This window comes from Streptomyces sp. NPDC046881, from assembly GCF_040645015.1.
Lineage (GTDB): Bacteria > Actinomycetota > Actinomycetes > Streptomycetales > Streptomycetaceae > Streptomyces.
Genome location: NZ_JBEYXJ010000105.1, coordinates 1 through 22402 on the forward strand (window position 1 = coordinate 1; position 22402 = coordinate 22402).

A 22402-nucleotide genomic window follows, 5' to 3' on the forward strand; every position below is an offset into this window, starting at 1 on the left:
ACCACGCGTACGAGGTGCCGGTCAGCTCGATCAAGTCGATGGTCGGTCACTCGCTGGGCGCGATCGGCTCCATCGAACTCGCCGCCTGTCTGCTCCGACGGATTTCCGGAAGATGTCGGAAATAGGGCAGCAGTCCAGGGATGTGCCACCACTCCGGGCCAGGGACGTACAACCACCCAGGAATCGGTGTACCTTACACCCGGCAAATCGCCACGGAGCACCAGGGTCGTGACTTGTTTCCCCATATTCCGACTACCACGGACACCGGCAAGGGAATGGACGGGCAATGTGCCGCCTCGTGTTTGCGGCCGGTGGGGCACGGAAATCCATTGCCGAGGAAGCGCACGCGGGTAGAATGCGTGGAGCGCGCTCCCGGGAAACGGAGGACGTCGGTGTCGGACAACATCGAAAACATAGTGATCCTCGGCGGCGGTACGGCGGGATGGATGAGCGCCGCATATCTCGGCAAGGCATTACAGGGAGCGGTGCGCATCACGGTTCTGGAAGCGCCCGCCATTCCGAAGATCGGGGTCGGCGAGGCCACCGTGCCGAACCTGCAACGCGTCTTCTTCGATTTCCTCGGCATCCCCGAGGACGAGTGGATGCGCGAGTGCAACGCCTCCTTCAAGATGGCGGTGAAGTTCATCAACTGGCGGACGCCCGGCGAGGGAAGTCCGACCGCGCGCACGCTGAACGGCCGGCCGGACCACTTCTACCACCCGTTCGGCATCCTTCCGCAGGAAGACGGCATCCCGATCACCCACCACTGGTCCGACCGCGCGGCGCGCCGCGAGACCGACCAGCCCTTCGACTACAGCTGCTTCGTCGACCCCGTCCTGATGGACCGCAAGCTCGCCCCGCGCCATACGGACGGCCGGGCGGCCACCCGGTACGCCTGGCACTTCGACGCCCATCTGGTCGCCGACTACCTGCGGCGCTGGTCGGTGGAGAAGCAGCAGGTACAGCACGTCCAGGACCGGATGGTGGACGTCCGGCTGGACCAGAACGGCTTCATCCGCTCCCTGCGCACCGAGAGCGGGCGCACCATCGAGGGCGACCTGTTCATCGACTGCTCCGGCTTCCGCGGCGCGCTGATCAACCAGGTCATGGGCGAGCCGTTCCTCGACCAGAGCGACCACCTGCTCTGTGACAGCGCCCTGGCCTGCCCCGTGCAGCACGACGACGCGGCCGACGGGATCGAGCCGTACACGTCGTCCATCGCCATGAAGTCCGGATGGGCCTGGAAGACGCCGCTGCTCGGCCGCTTCGGCACCGGATACGTCTATTCCAGCAAGTTCGCGACGGAGGACGAGGCGGTACGGGACTTCACCGCGCTGTGGGGGCTCTCCGCCGACCGGGAGTTCAACCGGATCCGCTTCCGGGTGGGCCGCAACCGGCGGTCCTGGGTGAAGAACTGCGTCAGCATCGGTCTCTCCTCCTGTTTTCTGGAGCCACTGGAGTCGACCGGCCTTTACTTCACGTACGCGGCCATCTACCAGCTGGCCAAGCACTTCCCGGACAAAAGCTTCAGCCCGATATTCGCCGATCGATTCAACAAGGAGATCGCGGCGATGTACGACGAGTCCCGCGATTTCCTGCAGGCGCATTTCTATTTCTCGCCGCGCGAGGACACGGAGTTCTGGCGGGCGAACAAGGCCCTGACCCTCGGCGAGGAGATCCGCGAAAAGGCGGAGATGTACCTCAAGGGCATTCCCGTCAATCTGCCGACCGCCGACGAGTCGACGTACTACGGGAACTTCGAGGCGGAGTTCCGCAACTTCTGGACCAACGGCAGCTACTACTGCATCTTCGCCGGCCTCGGAATGCTGCCCGAGCGTCCCATCGCACCGCTCGCGTACGGCCGTGACGGGAGCGCGTCCGCGCAGCGGATGCTCGACGGCGTGGCCCGGCGGCAGCAGGAACTGTCGCAGACCCTGCCGACCATGTACGACTACCTGCGCGACTTCCACGGAGCGTCCGCCCTCTCCGGCGACCGCGACCGCCATGCCCGCTGACGGTTTCCGGGACCTGATGAGCCGTTTCCCCAGCGGGGTGACCGTGGTGACGGCTCGCGGTCCGGGCGGTGAGCCCGTCGGCATGACCTGCTCGTCGATCGCCAGCGTCTGCACCGACCCCCCGACCCTGCTGGTGTGCCTGCGCAGCGACAGCGCCACGCTGGCGGCCGTGCGGACGGGCACGTTCGGCGTCAACATGCTCGACCGCGACGCGCGCGACATGTCCGAGCTGTTCTCGGCCCGCGACGTCGACCGGTTCTCGGCGGTCTCCTGGGAGCCCTCGCCCGCGGGGGTTCCCTGGCTGCCGGACTGCTCGGCCGCCATGGCGGAGTGCCGGGTACGGGCCACCCACGCCGTGGGTGACCACACCGTGGTCCTGGGGGAGGTGGCCCACACCGTCACCAGCGAAAGGCCCCCGCTGCTGTACGGGATGCGACGCTACGCCCGCTGGCCGGACGGCCCCGGGCACGGCGACGAGCCCGCGGTCGCGGACGCATCACCACCGAAGAGGAAGGCCGTCCGAGCGGACGGCGTGAGGAAACGATCGGCATGACGGACGACACTGTGCTGGGCGGTCTCGACGCGGAGACCTGGGACGCCCTGGCCGTGGACCACTTCTACTCGTCGAGCACGTGGCTGCGGCACTGTGCCGACTATCCCGGCGCAACCGTGGGCGCGGTGCACGCGGCCACGGCCGCCGGACTGGCGGCCGTACCGACCGTGGAGTTCGACGGGACGCAGCCCCTCAACTACCACTGGCAGAAGATCCTCGCCGGCCGGGACCTGCCCGCCCTCCCGGCCGGCGGACTGCTCGTCGGCCCCCGGCTGGCCTACCAGTCGCACGTGCTGCGCGACTCGGACGACCCCGCTCTCCTGCGTGAGCTGGTCGCCGGGATCCGGCAAGCCCACGACCGGCTGGAGACGGACGAGAAGGCCTGCGTGGCGATGTACCTCGGCACCGAGGACGTACGGCTGCTGCGCGCCGCCGGTGTGGAGGCGCAGCCCGTACTGCTGGAACCCGACGCCTGGATCGAGGTGCCGCCCGGCGGATGGGACGCCTGGCTCGCCTCCCTGACGTCGAAGCGGCGGGTGGCGGTCCGCCGGGAGGTGCGGGCCTTCGAGGAGGCCGGCTGCCGCATGACGCACGTCGGCCTGCTCGACTGCTGGGAGCAACTGCCCGCACTGGCCAACTCCATGGCCGTCAAGTACGGGTACCCGACCCGGACGCCGGAGTTCCGCACCGAGTTCGAGCGCTACGCGCGGATGACCGGGCCGGCCGGCCGGGTGGCCCTGTGCCACGCGCCCGACGGAGCCCTGATCGGGTTCTGCCTGTACTACGTGTGGGGCGACGCCGTGTACCTGCGGTGGGCGAGTTTCGACTACGACCACCTGGTGGGCTGCGAGGAGTACTTCAACCTCGTCTACTACAGCCAGATCAGGCTGGCCGGGGAACTGGGCGTCCGCTGGGTGCACGCCGGCAAGAAGGCGCTGGAGGCGAAGGTCCTGCGGGGCGCCGAACTGCGCCCGCTGTGGATGCTCGACCTGTCCGCCGACAGCCCGCTGGTGGCGGCGTCCGACCTCGTGCGCCGGCACAACGCCCGGCTGCTCGCGGAACTCGAAGCCGAGCCCGGCACCGGACGAGCCGTCAAGAACCGCGCCGAATGGGACCTGTTCACCTGACGCCGTCCGGCGCGCCGCCGTACCGGGGCGTGCCGGACGCAAGGGGAGGGAAAGTGAATCGAGCGGACCACGGGAGCAGGCCGCTTCCCCTGCTGGAAGCGGTGGAGGCATGGGCCGCCAGGACGCCGGAGGCCACCGCGGTCTCCGCGCCGGACGGCGCGCTCAGCTTCCGCCGGCTGAGCGCGGAGGCGCGCACCCTGGCCGCCGCGCTCCGGGACGGCGGCGCCGGCCCCGGCACGGCCGTCGGCGTCAGCCACGGCCGGTCGTACCGGCAGGTCGTCGGGGTGCTGGCGGTGCTGCGGGCGGGGGCCACCCTGGTGCCCCTGGACAACCGCAACCCCGCCGACCGGCTGAACTACATCCTGAAGGACGCCGGCGTCCGGATGCTGCTGGGCGAGCTTCCCGCCGGGGCCTCGGTCCCCCGGTTGCGCCGCGTCCCGGAGCCGGGGACGCCCCCGGACCCGGCGGCATCCGCCGCCGAGGCACCGCTCACCGCGGCCGGCCCCGACGACACCGCCTACGTCATCCACACCTCGGGCACGACGGGATGGCCCAAGGGCGTCGAGGTCACCTACCGGAACCTGGACGCGTTCCTCGGAGCGCTCGCCGAACTCGCGCTCCCCCCGGGCGGAACGGGCATCAACGCCGTCTCCCCCGCCTTCGACGGATGGCTGTGGTGCGTCCTGCTCCACCTCCTCCACGGTCAGGGCACCGCGATCATCGACCTGAACCACGAGGCCGCGGGCGACCTGGCCGAGCAGATCGCCGCGGCCCGACCGCGCACCGTCTGCCTCACCCCCTCCCTGCTCGCCACCTGCACGGACGCGCTGGACGGCGTGGAGACGCTGGTGCTGGCCGGTGAGCCGTGCCCGCCCGGCCTGGTCCGGCGGCTGCCCGACGGCCTGCGCGTGCTCAACGTGTACGGCCCGACGGAGACGACGATCGCCGCGACCTGGGCGGACAGCGCCCGGGGAGACGACGTCACCACGATCGGCCGGCCCCTGACCGGCTACCACGTCCACGTCCTCGCCGAGGACGGCAGCCCCACGCCGCCCGGGCAGGTGGGCGAGCTGTACATCGGCGGGCCGGGCGTGGCCCGCGGCTACCGCAACCGGGCGGACCTCACCGAGCGGTCCTTCGTCGACGACCCGTGCGCCGGGCCCGGGGCGCGGATGTACCGGACCGGCGACCTGGTGACCCTGCTGCCGGACGGGCAGCTGCGCCACGAGGGCCGGGCCGACGAACAGATCAAGATACGCGGCTTCCGGGTCGAACTCCCCGAGGTGGAACGGACGGCGGGTGAGCTGCCGGGTGTGCGCGCCTGCGCCGCCTTCCGCACCGCCACGGGCGACAACCTCGGCCTGGCCGTCCTCGGCGGCCCGGGAACGGCCGCGCCGGACTGGCCGGCACGGGTCATCGACCACTGCGCCACCCGGCTCCCCTCCGCCGTGGTCCCCACGGTGGTGATCACCGTCGACGCCCTGCCGACCACGCCGTCCGGCAAGGTGGACCGGGCCGCGCTGGCGCGGACGGCCGCCGAGCTCGCCGCACGCCCCGGCGGACGCCCTGCCCGCACACCGCGCGAACGACAGGTGCAGGCCGCCTGGGAGGACGTGCTCGACCGGTCCGTGCCGGACGTGGACGCCGACTTCTTCGCGCTCGGCGGTCACTCGCTGCTGGCCGCCCGTACCGTGTCCGAACTGCGCCGCACCACCGGTCTGCGCATCTCCGTACGCGATCTGCTGGCCTCCCCGACGATCGCCGGACTGGCCGCCACGCTCGACCGGATCGCGGCGGAGTCCGCCGCCGGCGGCGGAAGTACGGCGGTGAACGACTGATGGCCGGGTCCTGGCTGCGCCCGTGGCACCCGGCGCCCCGGCACGCCCCCGCGCTGCTGTGTCTGGCACCGGCGGGCGCCGGCTGCGGGCAGTACCGGCCCTGGCAGGAGCGGTTCGGTGACGACGTGTCGGTCATCGGGGTCGCCCTGCCGGGGCGGGAGTCGCGCTGGTCGGAACCGATGCCCGGCACACTGGACGAGGCGGTCGGACAGATCGCGGCGGAGGCCGACGCGTTGCTCGCGCCCGGCCAGCCCTGCCTGGTGTTCGGGCAGAGCTTCGGCGGACTGCTCGGCTTCGAGGTCGTACGCCGTCTGGCCGCGGACCACGGCCGGACCCCCGTGGCCCTGGTGATCGCGGCCTGCCGGGCACCCCACCTGTGGGTCGGGGCGGGCAACGGTCTGCTCGCCGCGGACGACGAGCTGGAGAGGCTGCTGACGGCCCGGGACCTCGACCCCGACCTGCTGGACCCCGGCACCCGGGAACTCATGCTGGAGACCCTGCGCGCCGACGTGGAGCTGTCGCTCACCTACCGGTATCCGGGGCGCGTGGTGCTCCCCGTCCCCGTCGAGGCCTGGGGCGGCCGGGAGGACACCACCGTCACCGCCGCCCATCTCGCCGCATGGTCCGGCTACACGGAGGACTTCCGCCACCGGGAGTTCCCCGGCGGCCACTACTTCTGCGCCGAACGCACCGACGACATCACCTCCTTGCTGCGGACACTCGCCGACGAAGGGAACCGGCATGCGAGTTGACCTCCTCGACCCCGATCTCTTCGCCGCCAACGCCTTCTGGCCGACCCTGCGGCACTTACGGCAGCAGGCCCCGGTCCACTGGCACGAGCACCCGGACGGCGGAGGCTTCTGGGTGGTCACCCGCTACGAGGACATCGTCGCCGTCTACACCGACCACGACTCCTTCAGCTCCCGCTACGGCATGCGGCTGGACAGCAATCCCGAGGCGGTGTCCGCCGTGGCCCAGCGCATGCTGATCGTCTCCGACGCGCCGGAGCACACCCGCCTGAAGCGGGTCCTCGCCGGCGCCTTCGCGCCCAACGAGATGCCCCGGTTCGAAGCGCTCGTCCGCCAGGTGGTCCGCGAGACGGTCACCGAGGCCCTGGACCGCGTGGAGTTCGACTTCATCGACATCGCCAAACAGGTGCCCAACCGGGTGGTCTGCGCCTTCATGGGCGTTCCCCGCACGGACTGGGAGTGGCTCGGGGACATCGCCACCGAGGCCTTCGAGGGAGCCGACGAACAGGCCCGCACCGGGGCGCACAGCGAGATCTTCCTGTATTTCAGCGAGCTGCTCGCCGAACGCAGGAAGTCTCCCGGCGAGGACTTCCTCAGCCGGATCGCGGCGGACGGCGCCCTGTCCGAGGAGACCGGTGAACGGCGGCCCCTCACCGACGAGGAGATCGTGTTCAACTGCAACGGGGTGCTGGCCGGCGCCAACGAGACGACGCGCTATTCGGCGGCCGGCGGCGTTCTGGCCTTCATGGAGAACCCCGCGCAGTGGGACCTCCTGCGCTCCTCACCGGGACCGGAGGCGGTCCCGGCGGCCGTCGAGGAGATCCTGCGCTGGACCGTTCCCGGCGTCCACGCCCTGCGGACCGCGCTGCGCCCCGCCCGCCTCGGCGGCGTCGACATCGCTCCCGGCGACCGGGTCACCGTGTGGAACGCCTCCGCCAACCGCGACGAATCCGTGTTCGCCGACCCCGACGCCTTCCTCGTCACGCGCACCCCGAACCGGCACATCACCTTCGGCGCCGGACGGCACCTGTGCCTCGGCGCCCGCCTGGCCCGGCTCGAACTCGGCGTTCTTTTCGAGGAGTTGACGTCCCGGGTCAAGCAGTTCCGGCCCACCGGGGAGGCCCTGTTCAACGCCTCGAACTTCACCTGGGGCGTGCGCAGCCTGCCGGTCGTCGTCACACCGGCGTGACGACGCGCCCCGCCGCACCACAGCTTCGACAGCTTCCGGTCTTCCGCCAACGTAAGGACGGTCATGTCACCCGAGCTCTTCGTGCTCATCGTGCACCACGTCGGGGATCCCGCAGAGGTCGAGAAGCACACCCCCGGGCACATCGCCTATCTGGAGAAGCACCACGCAGCGGGCGTCTTCCTGCTGTCCGGCCAGACCCGGCCCGAGGACTACGGCGGGGTGATCCTCGCCCGTGGCGTCACCCGCGCCGAACTCGACGCCGTCATCTCCGAGGACCCCTTCGTCCGGTCGGGGGTCTCGGAGTACACCGTGTTCACGATGGGTGCCCGGCGCGCCCACCCGGACGTCCTCAAGGCCGTACGGGGAGAGGTCCGGTGACCGGCGCACCGGACGGGGCCGGTGCGATGTCGCTGGTGGACGCGGCGCGGCCGGTCGCGCGGCTCGCGGCCGCACGGGCGGCGGACGCGGACCGGGAGGCGGTGCTCTCCGCGGAGGTGGTCTCCGCGGTCGTCGGGGCGGGCTTCGCCCGGCACTTCGTACCGCGGGCGCACGGCGGCGCGGAAGGCACGTTCCTGGCGTTCCTGCGGGCCTCGGCGGTGCTGGGCGAGGCGTGCGGCTCCACGGCGTGGTTCGCCTCCCTCGCCGCCACCATGGGACGCGTCACCGCCTGGCTGCCGCGGGAGGGGCGCAAGCAGATCTGGCAGGACGGGCCCGACACGCTCATCGCCGGCTCGCTGCTGCCGCAGGGCACCTTCGAGAAGGCCCGGGGCGGCTGGCGGGTCCGCGGCCGGTGGCCGTACGTCAGCTCGTGCGCCACGGCGGACTGGATCCTCCTCCTCGCCCGTCCCGCGGGGGGCGACGTCGCCGAGGCCCGGTTCTTCGCGCTGCCCCGGGAGGCGTACGCGGTGGAGGAGACCTGGGCGAGCCTGGGGATGCGCGCCACCGGCAGCCACACCGTCGTGGTGCGGGAGGCCGTCGTCCCCGACGAACTGTCGTTCCCGCGGGCCGACCTGTACCGCGGTGCGGCCGGCCCGCACGGCACGGTCTACTCGGTTCCGCTGCGGGCCGTGACCGGTCTGTCGTTCGCCGCTCCGGCGCTCGGCACGGCCCGCGGCGCCGCACGCGTGTGGACCGAGCGGATACGCGGCCGGCTCGCCGCGGCCGGCGGCGGCACCCCCGGACTGGAGCGGGCCGGGTACGACCTCGCGCTGTCCCGGTCCGTGGACGACATCGAGATGGCCGCGCTGCTGCTGGAGCGTGCCGCCGGGTCCGCCGACGAGGCCGGGGCGCGGTCCGCCGGCGACCTGTGGGCGGCGGCCCAGGCACGCGGCACGGCGAAAGCGGCCGAACTGCTGCTCAGCTCGGTGGACCGGCTCCTGCGGGCGGCCGGCACCGAGTGCCTGGCAGCGGAGGACGAGCTGCAACGACGGTGGCGCGACCTGCGGACGGTGGCGAGCCACGGCACGCTGCGCTACGCCACGAAGGCCGCCGCCTACGCGGCCTGCATCTGGTCGTCCGGCCTGCCGGACGACCCCGGAAACCGAAGGAGCAATCATGCCTGACGTCGCTCTGGTCACGGGAGCCAGCCGCGGCATCGGCCGCGCCATCGCGGTGCGGCTGGCCAAGTCCGGGTACGACCTCGTGCTCGTCGCCCGGTCCGAGGGGCCGCTCGGGGAAACGGCCGCGCTCGTGGAGGGGTTCGGCCGCCGCGCCCTGACGGTCGCCGCGGACATCACCCGGCGCGGCGACGTGGAGCGGGTCCGGACGGCGGCCCTCGACGCGTTCGGGCACGTCGACGTGCTCGTCAACAACGCGGGGTACGCCAGCCGCCCGCAGCCCTTCGCGGAGTGGGACCCCGACGACTGGTGGCAGGTGATCGAGACGAACCTGCGGGGACCCGCGCTGCTGTGCCGGGCCCTGCTGCCGGGGATGCTCGCCCGCCGCGGCGGTTACATCATCAACGTCAACTCCCTGCAGGGGTCGAAGGTGTCCGGCGCCGGCTCGGCCTACGGCGTCTCCAAGGCCGGCCTGATGCGTCTCACCGACGCCGTCGCCGACGAGGTCCGCGGCTCCGGGGTGACCCTGTTCGACCTGAGTCCGGGGCTGGTGCGCACCGAGATGACCTCGGGCCGGCCCGACCTCGACGCGCTCCCCGAGAGCGCCTGGTCGCCGCCGGAGGCCGCCGCCGAGAAGGTGGCACAGCTCCTCTCCGGCCGCTACGACGCCCTGCACGGGCGCTTCGTCCACCTCACGGACGATCTCGACGACCTGGTGGGACGGATCGCGGGGGACGCACGGCTGCTGCGCATGCAGCCCCCCGCCGACCCGGCCCCCGACGACGCCAAGACCGCCTAGGGCCCGGAACTCCAGTGAGCGCATCGATACTGATCGTGGGACTGCCCTGGAGCCAGGACGAGCTGGCACTCGCCGTGCGGGCGGCGCGCGCGCTCGGCGGCCGGCCGGTCGTGGCCGACACCGAGCGGGCGCTGGGCGCGAGCCGGCCGCCCGAGGGCTGCACCTACCTGCCGGTCGACGAGCTGAGCGTGTCCGCGGTCGTCACCGCCTGTGCTGACACGCGGCCCGAGCACGTCGTCTCCATCACCGAACTGACCACCGTGCTCGCCGCGCAGGTCCGCGAGGCGCTCGGTCTGCCGGGCACCCCGGCGGACACGGAAGCCGCCGTCACGGACAAGTTCCGCACCCGCTCGTTGCTGCGCGCCGCCGGACTGACCGCGGTCGACTGCCGGGAGACATCACTGCGTGACCTGCCCGGGGTACTCGCGTCGACGCAGCTGCCGGTCGTCGTGAAGCCCGTGGCCTTCACCGGCAGCCACGGCGTACGGCACGTCGCCGCCCCCTCGGACCTGGCCGCGCTGATGGACTCCTACGACGCCGACGCGGCCGCCGAGTCCGGGCGGGACCGCCTGATCGTGGAGTCGGTGATCCCGGGCGACGAGATCAGCGCCGAGGCGGTGTGTGTGAACGGCGAGGTGCACATCCTCGGTCTGACCGACAAGTTCAACACCGGTGTCCCCCACTACTACGAGGTGGGCCACGTCATGCCGAGCCGGCACACCGCCCGGTGGCACGACCGGGTGCGGGCCTACCTCCAGGACGTCGTCTCGGTGCTGAAGATCCGGACCTCGGCGCTGCACGCGGAGCTGAAGCTGCACGACGGCCGGGTGGAACTGGTCGAGCTGCACACCCGGTTCGGCGGCGGCAGCATCGTGCACCTGCTGGCCGAGGCGTACGGGATCCGCGCCTACGACGTCTGGTTCGCGGCCCTCCTGCGCGGCGCGGTGCCCGACGTCCCGCGGGCCGCGGGCACCGCCGGGGTGGCGTTCTTCGGCGGCTGGGCGGGCACTCCGTTCCGCTGGCACTCGTACGACTTCCCCCGTGCCGACGCCGTGACGGAGCTGTCCCTGGACGCGCGGGCCCGGCCGAGGGTACGGCAGCACGAGGGCATCCGGCTCGGTTACTGGCGCACGGGCCGGGCCGTCTTCCACGCCAGCGGCGCGGGCGGCTACGCGCGGGTGGCGGAGAACGTCGCCTTCGTACGCGACCAGTTCCTGAGCCTCGACCCGGCCGCCCGCCCCGACGCCAGTCCGACGCACCACGAAGGGACCCACCGGTGACGCACGTTCTCATGGTCGGCTTCGGCTCCGTCTTCCTGGACGCGGTCGAGGAAGCCGTCCCCGCCGACAGCATCGTGGTGCTGGAGGAGCCCGACAACATCCGGCACCGGGGCCTGGACGGGGAGGCGGAACGCCGGGCCTGCCTGCGCGAGGTGGTCCCGGCCACCTACCAGCAGGGCGGTGACTGCCTCGACATCGCGACGGAACTGCACCGGAACCGGCCCGTCGAGGCGGTGGTGCCGGCCCTGGAGTACGCCGTGCCCGCCGCCGCGGCGATCGCGGAGAAGCTCGGCCTGCCGGGCGCGACCTCCCGGGCGGCCGGCGTGCTCAGGGACAAGCTGCTGCTGCGGGAGGCCACCGGCAGGGCCGGGATGCCCACCCCCCGCTGGCGGGAGATCCACGGACCGCGCGACATCGTCGAGTTCGCCGAGGGCGGTCCCGTGGTCGTCAAGCCCGCCGACCGGCAGGCGAGCGTCGGTGTCCAGCTGCTCGACCACTGCGACCTCCCCGAGGCCGAGCGGGCCTGGCAGGCCCTGCTGGAGGCGGCCGAGCCCGGCCATGCGCCCGACCGTCCGATGGACCGGCGCTTCCTCGCCGAGGAACGGGTGTACGGCACCGAGTACAGCGTCGAGGTCCTGGTGCGCGAGGGGCACATCGAGTTCTTCAACGTGACGGAGAAGTCGGTGATCGGCGGCCGGCATCCGGTGGAGTCCGGCCATGTCCTGCCCGCCCCGGTCGCCGCCGGGACGGAGCAGGACATGCGGGCCGCGATGCGCCGGCTCATCGAGGCGACCGGGTTCGGGTCCGGGATCCTGCACGCCGAATGGATCATGACGGGGAGCGAGCTGGTCCTGGTCGAATGTGCCGGTAGGTGTCCGGGCGATCGCCTGACCGATCTGCTCGACCTGGCCTACGCGACCGAGATCCGGCCGGCCCTGGTCGAGATCCTGGCGGGCCGGCGCCCGCGCCTTCCGCAGCGGGCGGCGGGAGCGGCCGCCATCCGGTTCATGTCCGCGCCGCCCGGCGAGGTGGTGTCCGTGGAGGGCGTGGCGGAGGCCCGCCGGCGACCGGGTGTGCACAGTCTCCAGGTGACGGTCGGCGAGGGCGACCGGATACGGCCGTGGTCGTCCTCCTGGGACCGGTACGGCTACGCGCTGGCCACCGGCCGGACCCCCGAGGAGGCGAACAGCCGGGCGGTCGCCGCCGCCGCGTCGGTCCGCGTGCGGACCCGGTGACGGCCATGGCGAACGGGAACACCTCGGCCGGGCGGACCGGAACAGGGGGCGGGGCCGGCCCGGCGGACGGCCCGGCCGCGCCGGCACCGCGGGCGCGGCTCGGGCGGCGGCTGGCGGCCCTGTGGCCCTCCGGCCGCGCCGAACGCGGCCTGGTCGCGATGGCCCTCGCCGACGCCACCGGCACCGGGGCGTTCCTCTCCGTCTCGGTGGTCTTCCTCACCCGTTCCGTCGGGCTGTCCCCTTCCCAGGTCGCCGTCGGCCTCAGTCTGGCGGCCGGTGTGAGCCTGGTGACGACCGTGCCCGTGGCGCTGGTCGCCGACCGGTTCGGACCCAGACGGCTTCTGGTGCTGGTGACCCTGTGGCGGGCGGCGTGCTTCCTCGTCTATCCCTTCGTCCCCGGCTTCACCTCCTTCGCGGTGCTGATGGTGCTCATGGGCCTGGTCGACAAGGCGGCCGCACCGCTCGGGCAGGTCCTGGTGGGCATGGCCGTACCGGAGGACGCCCGGGTGCGCACCATGGCGGTCATGGGAGCGTTCCGCAACTGCGGCTACGCGGCCGGCGCGCTGCTGGGCAGCCTCGCGCTCCTCGCGGACCACTGGTGGGCCTACGCCACGGTCATCCTCGCCAACGCCGCCTCGTTCGTGGGCCTTGCCGCCGTGGCCGGACGGCTGCCGCTGCGGCCGGGGGCGACGGCCGACGCCTCGCGGCTGCGCCGGACGCTGTCCTTCGACGTCTTCAAGGACCGTCCGTACGCCGTGCTCGCGGTCCTGAACGGCGCGCTGACGATGCACATCACCCTGTTGAGCGTCGGCATACCGATGTGGGTGACCCAGGCGTCGCACGCACCCCGGTCGACGGTCTCCGCGGTGGTGGTCCTCAACGCCGTGCTGGCCGTCCTCTTCCAGGTGCGGGCGAGCCGGGGAGCCGAGGAACCGACCACCGCGGCCCGGCTGATGCGGACGGCGGGCTTCGCGCTCGCCGGGTGCTGCGCGCTGCTCGCCCTGGTTCCCCCCTTGCCGGCCGTACCGGCCGTGGCGGTGCTCCTCGCCTCGGCCGTCGCCCTGACGGCGGCCGAACTGTTCCAGTCGGCGGGCGGCTGGGGCGTCTCCTACGGCCTGGCCCGCACCGGCCAGGAGTCCGCCTACGTCTCCCTCTTCTGGCTCGGCGTGGGCCTGCAACAGATCATCGCTCCCCTGGTCGTCGCCCTGGTGGTCAGCCGCGGTGCGTTCGCCTGGCTGCTGGTCGGCGCCCTCCTGGCGGCCGCGGGAGCGGCGGCGCCCCGAAGCGTCGGGTGGGCCGTGCGCGACCGGGAGAAATCACGGCACCGGCACATCGAGGAGAACTGAGATGTCCTTCTTCAACACGCCGACGGACAAGAACCTGGTCCTGCTGCTGGATGTCGTCCCCGCCCTGCTGGTGGTGCTGGTGGCCTCCGGCGTGTGCGGCCGGCTGGCCGTGGCGCTGAAGCAGCCGCGGGTGCTCGGCGAGATGGTCGCGGGTGTCCTCCTGGGGCCCACCGTGCTGGGCAAGCTCTGGCCGCAGAGCCAGACGTCCCTCTTCCCGGCCGACGTGAAGTCGGTCCTCTATGTGTGGAGCACGGTGGGCCTCACCCTCTTCATGTTCCTCGTGGGGGCGGGCTTCAGCCACAAGGCCGCCGACGCCCGGGAGGGCGGCCGGGCCGCCGTGCTGGCCCTGTCGGGCATCGGCGTGCCGCTGGCCCTGGGGATGGCCGTGGGCGCGGTACTGCACGGGGAGATGTCGCTGCCCGGCGTGGGCATGGGCGAGTTCTGCCTCTTCCTGGGCGGGGCCCTGTCGATCACGGCCTTCCCGATGCTCGCCCGCATCCTGTACGAACGGAACCTGCAGCACTCCCGCCTGGGGCGCCTGTCCCTCCTCGGTGCCTCGCTGGACGACGCCGCGGCGTGGTGCTTCCTCGCCGTCCTCACGGCGCTGCACGGCAACCACGGCCTGGGCAAGGCGCTGGGCACCATCGTCGTCGCCGCCCTGTTCTCCGTCGTGATGCTGGTGTTCGTCGCCCGCGCCCTGAAACCGCTGGGCGAGCGGGTGGAGCGGACCGGCCGGCTCGGGTTCGACCAGCTGTACATCGTCCTCGCCGTCGTGCTGGCCGCCGGCTGGTTCACGGACCTGATCGGCGTCTACTCGGTCTTCGGCGGATTCATCGCCGGGCTGTCCATGCCGAAGGACCCGGCGTTCGTCGCGGCGCTGCAGCAGCGCATGATGGACCTGGTCTGCGTTCTCATGCTCCCGGCCTTCTTCACCTTCTCCGGGCTCAACACCCAACTCGACGGCATCGGGGGGTGGTCGATGCTGATCGCCTTCGTGCTGATGCTGGCGGCGGCGGTGACCGGGAAGTACACCGGCTGCGCCCTCGCCATGCGGGGCATCGGTTTCAGCTGGCGGGAGTCATGGGCGGTGGGCGGCCTGATGAACGCCCGGGGCCTGATGATCCTGATCTTCATCAACGTCGGCCTGGCCGAACACATCATCTCGCGGGACGTCTTCTCCCTGCTGGTGCTGGTCGCCGTGGTGACGACCGGCATGGCACTGCCGCTCTTCCGGTGGGCCGTCCCCGAGACCCGGGAGAAGCAGCTCGTCGCCGCCGCCTCCGGTGCGTCCGACCCGTCCGACGCCTCCGTACCGGCCTCCGCCCGGAGCTGAGTCGCAGCGCGGTCAGAGCAGGCGGCGGATGTCGCCGCGGACGCGGTAGAAGCCGCCCGCCGCCGGGTGCAGGGCGTCGACGACGTACCGGGCGCCGGGTTCGCGTATCGCGCGCGGGAACTGGACGTTCCAGGAGGAGTCGTAGCCGTCGGAGAGCACGTGCACCCGCAGCCGGCCCGCCTCCTGGACGCACTGGACCACCACCGCCCCGGCGGGAGCCTGGGCGACCGTGGACACCGCGGCCACGGCCGTGGCGGGGGCGTACGTCGGCAGGGCGGCGGCGAGCTTGACGTCCCGTACCACCGGCACCGTGCCCTGCTGGGCGGCCGAGATCGCCGCCTCGCCGGCGTCGACGCACACCAGCGAACCGTCGGTGGTGACCAGGTACAGCCGCTCGTCGCGGTACTGCATGGACAGCGCCGAACCGCTGCCCGTGCCGAGCTTCCACAGCCGCGTGCCGTCCCGGTCGAAGCAGTAGACGGAGGAGGCGGAGTCCCCGGCGAAGACGAACCGGCCGCCGGGCGAGGTGGCGCACGAGTACACGGCGCTGTCGCACGCGTACGTCGCCTCGACGGCGCCGGTGTCCTTCGACAGCCGCTGGACCGCGCGGTGCGCGGTGCCGGCGTACACCGCGTCCTGCTCCTGCCAGCCGAAGAGCACGCCGCCCTTGGTGGGCGTGTGCCACAACTCGCCGCCGCCGTCCGGTGCGTAGGCGGTGACGCCCCGGTGGTGGCCGTGGTAGACGGCGCGGTCGTCGGCGCGGACCATCCAGGCGTGCTCGCCCTGGCTGCGGCGGGACCACTGGTGTTCGTCCTCGTGGTCGATGACCGTGAGCCGGCCGTCGCGGTCGGACACGTCCAGGACGCCCTCGTGGATGTCCAGCCAGAAGATGTCGACGTCGGCGGCGATGTCGTAGGCGGCGAAGGGCAGTTTGGAGGAGAGGTCGTAGACCTTGCCGTCGTCGCAGCCGGCGTAGATCCAGAAGTCGTCGGCGACCAGGCACTTCACCCCGTCCGGCAGGCTGAAGCGGGCCAGGACGGCGCCGTCGTGGTCCAGGGTGTACACGTCACCGGCCTGGTTGCCCACCCAGCAGCGCTCGTCGTCGACATGGATGCCGAACGCGGCGGAGCCGGTGCGGAACCGCCACAGCACCGGCGCGACGGCCCGCGCGGTGGACGGGGCGGAGCTGACCTGACGGCGGGTCACCGCGCGCGGGGCGCGCCCGCCCTGGACGGCCGGGGCGTATCCCTTGCGGACCTTCTCCCCCACCTTCTTCGCGGCGGCCGCCCGTGCCTTCTCCGCGGTCGGGAACGTCGTCGTCTGGGTCTGCCCGGCGGCGCCGATCCGGCCGTACCGCACCGTCACCACCAGTCCGTCGACCGTCACCTCGTAGAACTTGTGGGCGCCGCCGCCCTCCTGCGACAGCTCCAGATACGTCGTCGACACCGCGGACCCCGTGGACATGGCAGACCCCTCCCCAAGAGCGGACCCACGGCCGTTCCCGCCGGTCCTCAACTGCTCCTGACGGTAAAGGGACCCACTGACAACGCCCCTGGGCCCGGCGGTCGGCCCAGGGGCGGGAACCGGTGTCAGGCCAGGGCGATCAGGTCCCGGTAGTCCTCGTTCCACAGGTCCTCGGCCGCGTCCGGCAGGAGCAGCACCCGGTCCGGTCGCAGCGCGTCGACGGCGCCCTCGTCGTGGGTGACCATCACGATCGCGCCGGGGTACGAGCCGACCGCGGCCAGCACCTCGTCGCGGGAGGCCGGGTCGAGGTTGTTGGTCGGCTCGTCGAGCAGCAGCACGTTCGCCCCGGAGTGCACCAGGCCGGCCAGCGCCAGCCGGGTCTTCTCCCCGCCGGAGAGCACACCGGCGGGCTTGTCGGCGTCGTCGCCGGTGAACAGGAAGGCGCCCAGGACGCGCCGCGCCTCGCCCGGGCTCAGGTGCGGTGCGGCCAAGGTGAGGTTCTCCAGCACCGTGCGCCCGGTGCGCAGGGTGTCGTGCTCCTGGGCGAAGTAGCCCAGGCGCAGTCCGTGGCCGTGCACCACGCGTCCGCCGTCGGGCCGTTCGGCGCCGGCGAGGATGCGCAGCAGGGTGGTCTTGCCGGCGCCGTTGAGGCCGAGCACGACCAGCCGGCTGCCCCGGTCCACGGCCAGGTCCACCCCGTCGAGGACGCGGTGGCCGCCGTAGGACTTGGCGAGGCTGATCGCACCGAGCGGTGTGCGCCCGCACGGGGCGGGCTCGGGCAGCCGGATCCGGGCGGTCTTCTCGGTGCGCCGGGCCGGTTCCAGCCCGGCCAGCATCCGGTCGGCGCGCCGGGCCATGCTGCGGGCCATGGTGGCGGTGGCGGAGCGGGCCTTCATCCGGTCGGCCTGGGCGTGCAGGGCGGCGGCCTTGCGTTCGGCGCTCGTCCGCTCCCGGGTGCGGCGCCGCTCGTCCGCTGTGCGCCGGCTCAGGTACGTCCGCCAGCCCGTGTTGTGGATGTCGAGGGCGGCCCGGGTGGCGTCCAGGTGGAAGACGCGGTTGACGACATCGGTGAGCAGGGCCGTGTCGTGGCTGATCAGCACGAGTCCGCCCTGGTGGGCCTGGAGGAAGGAGCGCAGCCAGGCACGCGAGTCGGCGTCGAGGTGGTTGGTCGGCTCGTCCAGCAGCAGGGTGCGGTCGGGGCCGGCGAACAGGATGCGGGCCAGTTCCACGCGGCGCTTCTGTCCGCCGGAGAGGGCACCGACGGGCTCGCCGAGCACCCGTTCGGGCAGGCCCAGTCCGGCCGCGACGCGGGCCGCCTCGGCCTCGGCGGCGTACCCGCCGCCGGCCTGGAAGGCGGCCTCGGCGCGCGCGTAGCCGCGCATCGCCCGGTCCAGCTGCGACGCGCCGGCGGCCCCGGCCATCGCCGCCTCGGCCTCACGCAGGGTGCGCAGCGCGCGGTCGAGTCCGCGGGCGGACAGGATGCGGTCGGTGACGGTCACGGCCGGGTCGGCGGCGCGCGAGTCCTGCGCCAGGAAGCCGACCGGCCCGGTGCGGGCGACGACGCCGGCGGCGGGCCTGGACTGCCCGGCGAGGGCGGTCATGAGGGTCGTCTTGCCGGCGCCGTTGCGGCCGACCAGGCCGATCCGGTCCCCGGGGGAGACGGTGAAGGAGACGCCGGACAGCAGGAGGCGGGCGCCGGCGCGCAGCTCGGCATCACGAACGGTGATCATGCGGGAACGCTCCGAAAAAGCAAAAGGACACACTTCTGGCAGGGAAGCGGGTCCTCGGCTAGGAGATTCGGGGCGTGGACATGCCGCCACGGTAACGCGGGCGCCGGTACCGGCGCATGCCGTTTTCCTCCGGCCGCGGTCGTCAGGATCCGCGGCGGGCGTTGAGGCGGGCGGCCCGGCGGGTGAGGTGGTCGCGCTCGGCGAGGTTGGGTGCCTGGTGGGCCGCCTCGGCGTACAGCCGTGCCGCCGTGGCCAGGTCGCCGTCGCGCTCGTGGAGGTAGGCGGCCACCGCGGTGTGGCGGGGCAGTGAGGGGTCCAGCCCGGCGAGCGCGGCCAGGCCGGCGCGTGGGCCGTCGGCCTCGCCGACCGCGACCGCGCGGTTGAGCCGGACGACGGGGCTGTCGGTCAGCCGGGCCAGCTCGTCGTACCACTCGACGATCTGCACCCAGTCGGTCTCCTCGGCGGTGGGCGCGTCGGCGTGGAGTGCCGCGATGGCGGCCTGGGCCTGGAACTCGCCCAGCCGGTCGCGGGCGAGGGCCGCCTGCAGGATCCGGACGCCTTCGGCGATCAACCCGGTGTCCCACCGGCCGCGGTCCTGCTCGGCGAGGGGTACGAGGCTGCCGTCGGGCGCGGTCCGGGCGGCGCGGCGGGCGTGGTGGAGCAGCATCAGGGCGAGCAGCCCCGCCACTTCCGGGTGGTCGATCCGGGCGGCGAGCTGCCGGGTGAGCCGGATCGACTCGGCGGCGAGGTCCACGTCGCCCGAGTAGCCCTCGTTGAAGACGAGGTACAGCACGCGCACCACGGTGGCGACGTCGCCCGGCTGGTCGAACCGTACGCCGGAGACGGTGCGCTTGGCCCGGCTGATGCGCTGGGCCATGGTCGCCTCCGGCACCAGGTAGGCCTGGGCGATCTGGCGGGTGGTGAGGCCGCCCACGGCGCGCAGGGTGAGCGCGATCGCGGAGGCCGGCGTCAGGGACGGGTGGGCGCACAGGAAGTAGAGCTGGAGGGTGTCGTCCACCGCGGGCGCGGGCCCGGGCGCCGGCTGTTCGTCGTGCAGGTCCTCACGGCGGCGGCGGGCGGTGTCCGCCCGGGCCTGGTCGAGGAACTTGCGCCAGGCCACGGTGACCAGCCAGCCCTTGGCATCCCGCGGCGGGTCGGCCGGCCACACGCGGATCGCCTCGACCAGGGCGTCCTGGACGGCGTCCTCGGCCGCCGCGAAGTCTGCTCCGCGGCGGACGAGGATCCCGAGCACCCTCGGTGTGAGGCTCCTGAGCAGGGCCTCGTCCATCGATGCCCTCACTCCGTGACGGTGGGCGGCGCGGCCAGGAACGGGCGGACCTCGAGCCACTCGTGGATCGGCTTCCCGCCCGCTCCGGGGGCGGCCGACAGTTCCCCGGCCAGCTCGACGGCGCGCTCGTAGCTGTCGACGTCGATCACCATCCAGCCGGCGATGAGGTCCTTGGTCTCGGCGAACGGGCCGTCGGTGACCGGCGGGCGCCCTTCACCGTCGTAGCGGACCCACGTTCCCTCGGGGGCGAGCGCCTGGCCGTCGACGAACTCACCGCTCTTCTCCAGCCGGGCCGCGAAGTCCTGCATGTACCGCACGTGCGCCGAGATCTCCTCCGGCGTCCACTGGTCCATCGGCACGTTGTTGATCGGAGCCGGGGCGCCGCGGTAGTGCTTGAGCAGCAGGTACTTGGCCATCGTGCTTCTCCCTGGGGTCGTGCGGCCCATTGTGGTCGCGTTCACCCCTGGGACGCAGCCGGTCGGGAGTTCTCGACATCGCCGTCGGATTTTTTTCCAGCCCGCGGAAAACAGCCCGGGCGAGCCGTCGCCGGGTGCCCGGTCGCCGGGCGGGTCCGACGGGGCGGGGAACGGCCCGAGCGCATGGATTCACCGTTCCCCGTCCCTGCCGGTCGGCCCACCGCCGCTCGGGGCCGAGGCGGCGTGCCGGTCCGTGGGGTCACGACCTCGGCGGACGTACCGGACCACCGGTCCGTCGCAGACCCTCCGACGATCATCCTGCTCCGACCCTCCGGCACGGCGCCCGCACGCGCCAGTCGGAGGGGCCCGGCCGGGTGAGGCGGCACGGCCGGCCGGTCCCCGCCGACCCGTCGACGGCACCGCCCGACCGGATCACCCCAGCGGGACTCCCGAGGATGGCGCGGAAGTTGAAAGGGCGTGTGGGAGGCCGTGCCCGGCCGGGTGCGGGCCGGGGCCGTGCCGGCCGGGAGAGGAGTTCAGCGTGACACAGGACGGCTTCGAGGCCGCGGGCATCGACACCGGCAGACCGCATCCCGCGCGGATCTACGACTACCTCCTGGGCGGCAAGGACCACTACGCGGTGGACCAGCGGGCGGGCGACGAACTCGCCGCGGCGGCACCCGAGGCGCGGATCGGTGTCCGGGCGAACCGCGCCTTCCTGCGGCGCGCCGTCCGGTACGTCGTCGGCAGCGGGGTCCGCCAGATCCTGGACATCGGTACCGGCCTGCCCACGTCGCCGAACGTGCACGAGGTCGCCCAGTCGGTGGCACCGGACGTCCGCGTGGCCTACGTCGACAACGACCCGATCGTGGCCGCGCACGGCAACACCCTGCTCAGCCGCTCGGGTACGACCCGCATCCTCCTCGGCGACCTGCGGGACCCACGGTCGGTCCTGGACCATCCCGACGTCCGCCGGCTCATCGACTTCGACCAGCCGGTCGCCCTGCTCCTCGTCGCCGTCCTGCACTTCCTCACCGACACGGACCGGCCCGAGGAGATCGTCGCCACGTTGCGCGACGCGCTGCCGGCCGGCAGCTTCCTGGTGCTCTCGCACGCCACCGGCGACTTCGCCGACCGCAGCGCCGCCCAGGCGGTCTACACCAAGGCGACCGCCTCCCTGAACCTGCGCACCCGCGCCGGGGTGGAGCGGTTCTTCGACGGCTTCGAGCTGGTCGAGCCGGGCCTGGCCCAGATCCCGTTCTGGCGCCCGGACACCCCGCCGCCGCCCCGGTCCGAGGAGATCGGCTTCTACGGCGGTGTGGCCCGCAAAGCCTCCTGACCGGCCAGGGCGCCGGCGGTGCCGGCCCTACACCACGAACGCGTTGACGCGGCCCGCGGCGATCTGCCGCTTGCCGTCGACCGCCTGCGCCACCGCGGGGTACGGCTGGGAGCTGTTGAGGCTCCAGCGGTAGCCCACGAAGAGGCCCGTGTCGGGGTCGGCGTAGAGGACCATGTGGCCGTAGCCGACGCCGTTGTGCTGCGTCCAGGTGCGGTTGTCGTCGCTCAGCTCGGCCCGCGTGTCGGGGTAGGCCCGGTAGCGGTCGATGCTGGTCTGGCTGGCGAGGTCCGGGCCGCCGTGCGGGTTGTCGGTGCAGTCGACGATCTGGAAGAGGTGCGGGACGACGCCGGATATGCCGAGCTTGCTGTCGACGGAGGAGGCGTAGGTCCCCAGGTAGGCGCGGATCATCACGGTGTGCCCGGTGTAGGGGACGGTCTTGTTGTCGGGGTCCTTGTCCCAGGCGACGATGTCACCGGGGCGCAGGTTGACCGGCTTGGTCACCGGGTCGAAGTGCGGCACGTCGGAGGCGTTGAGGAAACCGGCCTGCAGGTCCTCGGCGGTGGGGTAGGTACCGGTGCGGGTGGTGCCGGCCGGGGCGCCCTTGGTCGGGAAGTACTGGTCGAAGTAGGACGAGGTGGCCCAGCCGTAGGCGGTGTCGGCGCCGTAGGCGCGCTCCAGCAGCAGGGTCATGAACGACGCGCACTGGGACAGGTTCTCGAACTCCTCGGGGTGCCCGGGACGGCCCCAGGTCACCGTGGTTCTGCCCAGGGTCCTTCCGTCGGTCTCCACGTTGTACCGGTTGTGGTCCCAGGGGTTCGTCCGCAGCCGCAGGTACTCCACCAGCGTCTCGGCCTCCAGCAGGTGCGTCGGCTTGAGCGGGTACAGCGCGGCGGACTTCGGCTCGGCCGCGGCGGCCCGGGACGGCGAGACCAGCGACCCGGCGGAGGCGGCGAGCGCCAGGCCGGCGCTTCCGGTCAGCAGGTGGCGGCGGGAGGGTCGGGCTGAGGGCGCGGACACGAGGGCTCCTTCGAAGCGGATGGTACGGGCGGACTGCCGCACCCTACTGATAAGTGATCATGGTGAGGAAGGGGTCGATGCATGATCGGCCCGCACAATAAGGAGAATCCGCGCTTCCGCTCGGTGAC

Annotated in this window: 19 protein-coding genes and 1 pseudogene; 15 read left to right on the forward strand and 5 right to left on the reverse strand. The window is 72.8% G+C overall.

Annotated features, from left to right (window positions below; translation table 11 throughout):
- The 14 genes and pseudogenes from ABZ923_RS33340 to ABZ923_RS33405 all read left to right on the forward strand — a co-directional run.
- A pseudogene (locus ABZ923_RS33340) lies at positions 1-95 on the forward strand (hypothetical protein); the annotation flags it as partial.
- Positions 96-416: 321 nt separating this feature from the next.
- The gene (locus ABZ923_RS33345) at positions 417-2015 is read left to right on the forward strand and encodes a tryptophan halogenase family protein (protein ID WP_361479463.1); all 1599 of its coding nucleotides are present in this window, start codon (positions 417-419) and stop codon (positions 2013-2015) included.
- Entirely contained in the window at positions 2005-2568 is a 564-nt protein-coding gene (locus tag ABZ923_RS33350) for a flavin reductase family protein (RefSeq protein ID WP_361479393.1), read from the forward strand. The genes ABZ923_RS33345 and ABZ923_RS33350 overlap by 11 nt, the downstream gene beginning before the upstream one ends.
- The gene (locus ABZ923_RS33355; RefSeq protein ID WP_361479396.1) at positions 2565-3695 is read left to right on the forward strand and encodes a peptidogalycan biosysnthesis protein; all 1131 of its coding nucleotides are present in this window, start codon (positions 2565-2567) and stop codon (positions 3693-3695) included. The genes ABZ923_RS33350 and ABZ923_RS33355 overlap by 4 nt, the downstream gene beginning before the upstream one ends.
- A gap of 53 nt (positions 3696-3748) precedes the next feature.
- A complete protein-coding gene (locus ABZ923_RS33360) occupies positions 3749-5533 on the forward strand; it encodes a non-ribosomal peptide synthetase (protein ID WP_361479398.1) in 1785 nt (594 codons plus the stop codon).
- Positions 5533-6285 (forward strand): thioesterase domain-containing protein, encoded by a 753-nt coding sequence (locus ABZ923_RS33365; protein WP_361479401.1) that lies wholly within the window; start codon positions 5533-5535, stop codon positions 6283-6285. Before ABZ923_RS33360 ends, ABZ923_RS33365 begins: the two co-directional genes overlap by 1 nt.
- Entirely contained in the window at positions 6275-7471 is a 1197-nt protein-coding gene (locus ABZ923_RS33370; RefSeq protein WP_361479404.1) for a cytochrome P450, read from the forward strand. The genes ABZ923_RS33365 and ABZ923_RS33370 overlap by 11 nt, the downstream gene beginning before the upstream one ends.
- Positions 7472-7534: 63 nt before the next feature.
- On the forward strand, positions 7535-7849 hold the full coding sequence (locus ABZ923_RS33375; RefSeq protein WP_361479407.1) for a YciI family protein: 315 nt from the start codon (positions 7535-7537) through the stop codon (positions 7847-7849).
- Positions 7846-9033, forward strand: coding sequence for an acyl-CoA dehydrogenase family protein (locus ABZ923_RS33380; protein WP_361479409.1), 1188 nt, complete (start codon positions 7846-7848; stop codon positions 9031-9033). Before ABZ923_RS33375 ends, ABZ923_RS33380 begins: the two co-directional genes overlap by 4 nt.
- Positions 9026-9826, forward strand: a complete 801-nt coding sequence (locus ABZ923_RS33385) for an SDR family oxidoreductase (RefSeq protein ID WP_361479412.1) — start codon at positions 9026-9028, stop codon at positions 9824-9826. Before ABZ923_RS33380 ends, ABZ923_RS33385 begins: the two co-directional genes overlap by 8 nt.
- A gap of 14 nt (positions 9827-9840) precedes the next feature.
- A complete protein-coding gene (locus ABZ923_RS33390; RefSeq protein WP_361479415.1) occupies positions 9841-11106 on the forward strand; it encodes an ATP-grasp domain-containing protein in 1266 nt (421 codons plus the stop codon).
- Complete coding sequence (locus tag ABZ923_RS33395) at positions 11103-12341, forward strand: ATP-grasp domain-containing protein (protein WP_361479418.1); 1239 nt, start codon at positions 11103-11105, stop codon at positions 12339-12341. The genes ABZ923_RS33390 and ABZ923_RS33395 overlap by 4 nt, the downstream gene beginning before the upstream one ends.
- Positions 12342-12346: 5 nt before the next feature.
- Entirely contained in the window at positions 12347-13687 is a 1341-nt protein-coding gene (locus ABZ923_RS33400; RefSeq protein ID WP_361479421.1) for an MFS transporter, read from the forward strand.
- 1 nt (position 13688) lies between these two features.
- Positions 13689-15020: a cation:proton antiporter gene (locus ABZ923_RS33405; protein WP_361479424.1), complete on the forward strand. Its 1332-nt coding sequence runs from the start codon at positions 13689-13691 to the stop codon at positions 15018-15020.
- Positions 15021-15032: 12 nt separating this feature from the next.
- On the opposite strand, the gene ABZ923_RS33410 is transcribed toward ABZ923_RS33405, so the two are convergent.
- The 4 genes from ABZ923_RS33410 to ABZ923_RS33425 all read right to left on the reverse strand — a co-directional run bounded on the left by ABZ923_RS33410 (position 15033) and on the right by ABZ923_RS33425 (position 19918).
- Positions 15033-16484, reverse strand: coding sequence for a WGR domain-containing protein (locus ABZ923_RS33410; RefSeq protein ID WP_361479427.1), 1452 nt, complete (start codon positions 16482-16484; stop codon positions 15033-15035).
- Positions 16485-16609: 125 nt separating this feature from the next.
- Positions 16610-18214, reverse strand: coding sequence for an ABC-F family ATP-binding cassette domain-containing protein (locus tag ABZ923_RS33415; protein ID WP_361479430.1), 1605 nt, complete (start codon positions 18212-18214; stop codon positions 16610-16612).
- Between the two features lie 142 nt (positions 18215-18356).
- Positions 18357-19502, reverse strand: a complete 1146-nt coding sequence (locus tag ABZ923_RS33420) for a DUF6596 domain-containing protein (RefSeq protein WP_361479466.1) — start codon at positions 19500-19502, stop codon at positions 18357-18359.
- A gap of 8 nt (positions 19503-19510) precedes the next feature.
- Positions 19511-19918, reverse strand: coding sequence for a YciI family protein (locus ABZ923_RS33425; RefSeq protein ID WP_361479433.1), 408 nt, complete (start codon positions 19916-19918; stop codon positions 19511-19513).
- A gap of 541 nt (positions 19919-20459) precedes the next feature.
- On the opposite strand from ABZ923_RS33425, the gene ABZ923_RS33430 reads away from it, so the two are divergent.
- Positions 20460-21257, forward strand: coding sequence for an SAM-dependent methyltransferase (locus tag ABZ923_RS33430; RefSeq protein ID WP_361479436.1), 798 nt, complete (start codon positions 20460-20462; stop codon positions 21255-21257).
- 27 nt (positions 21258-21284) lie between these two features.
- Here the strand turns inward: ABZ923_RS33430 and ABZ923_RS33435 are convergent, their stop codons facing one another.
- Complete coding sequence (locus ABZ923_RS33435; RefSeq protein WP_361479439.1) at positions 21285-22274, reverse strand: hypothetical protein; 990 nt, start codon at positions 22272-22274, stop codon at positions 21285-21287.
- Between the last annotated feature and the right edge of the window lie 128 nt (positions 22275-22402).

Bases quoted from the DNA above. Each gene is read 5' to 3' on its own strand.
- ABZ923_RS33370 (WP_361479404.1), top strand. From the start codon at position 6,275: ATGCGAGTTGACCTCCTCGACCCCGATCTCTTCGCCGCCAACGCCTTC.
- ABZ923_RS33365 (WP_361479401.1), top strand. From the start codon at position 5,533: ATGGCCGGGTCCTGGCTGCGCCCGTGGCACCCGGCGCCCCGGCACGCC.
- ABZ923_RS33350 (WP_361479393.1), top strand. From the start codon at position 2,005: ATGCCCGCTGACGGTTTCCGGGACCTGATGAGCCGTTTCCCCAGCGGG.
- ABZ923_RS33355 (WP_361479396.1), top strand. From the start codon at position 2,565: ATGACGGACGACACTGTGCTGGGCGGTCTCGACGCGGAGACCTGGGAC.
- ABZ923_RS33425 (WP_361479433.1), bottom strand. From the start codon at position 19,918: ATGGCCAAGTACCTGCTGCTCAAGCACTACCGCGGCGCCCCGGCTCCG.
- ABZ923_RS33375 (WP_361479407.1), top strand. From the start codon at position 7,535: ATGTCACCCGAGCTCTTCGTGCTCATCGTGCACCACGTCGGGGATCCC.
- ABZ923_RS33405 (WP_361479424.1), top strand. From the start codon at position 13,689: ATGTCCTTCTTCAACACGCCGACGGACAAGAACCTGGTCCTGCTGCTG.
- ABZ923_RS33420 (WP_361479466.1), bottom strand. From the start codon at position 19,502: ATGGACGAGGCCCTGCTCAGGAGCCTCACACCGAGGGTGCTCGGGATC.
- ABZ923_RS33400 (WP_361479421.1), top strand. From the start codon at position 12,347: ATGGCGAACGGGAACACCTCGGCCGGGCGGACCGGAACAGGGGGCGGG.
- ABZ923_RS33415 (WP_361479430.1), bottom strand. From the start codon at position 18,214: ATGATCACCGTTCGTGATGCCGAGCTGCGCGCCGGCGCCCGCCTCCTG.
- ABZ923_RS33410 (WP_361479427.1), bottom strand. From the start codon at position 16,484: ATGTCCACGGGGTCCGCGGTGTCGACGACGTATCTGGAGCTGTCGCAG.
- ABZ923_RS33385 (WP_361479412.1), top strand. From the start codon at position 9,026: ATGCCTGACGTCGCTCTGGTCACGGGAGCCAGCCGCGGCATCGGCCGC.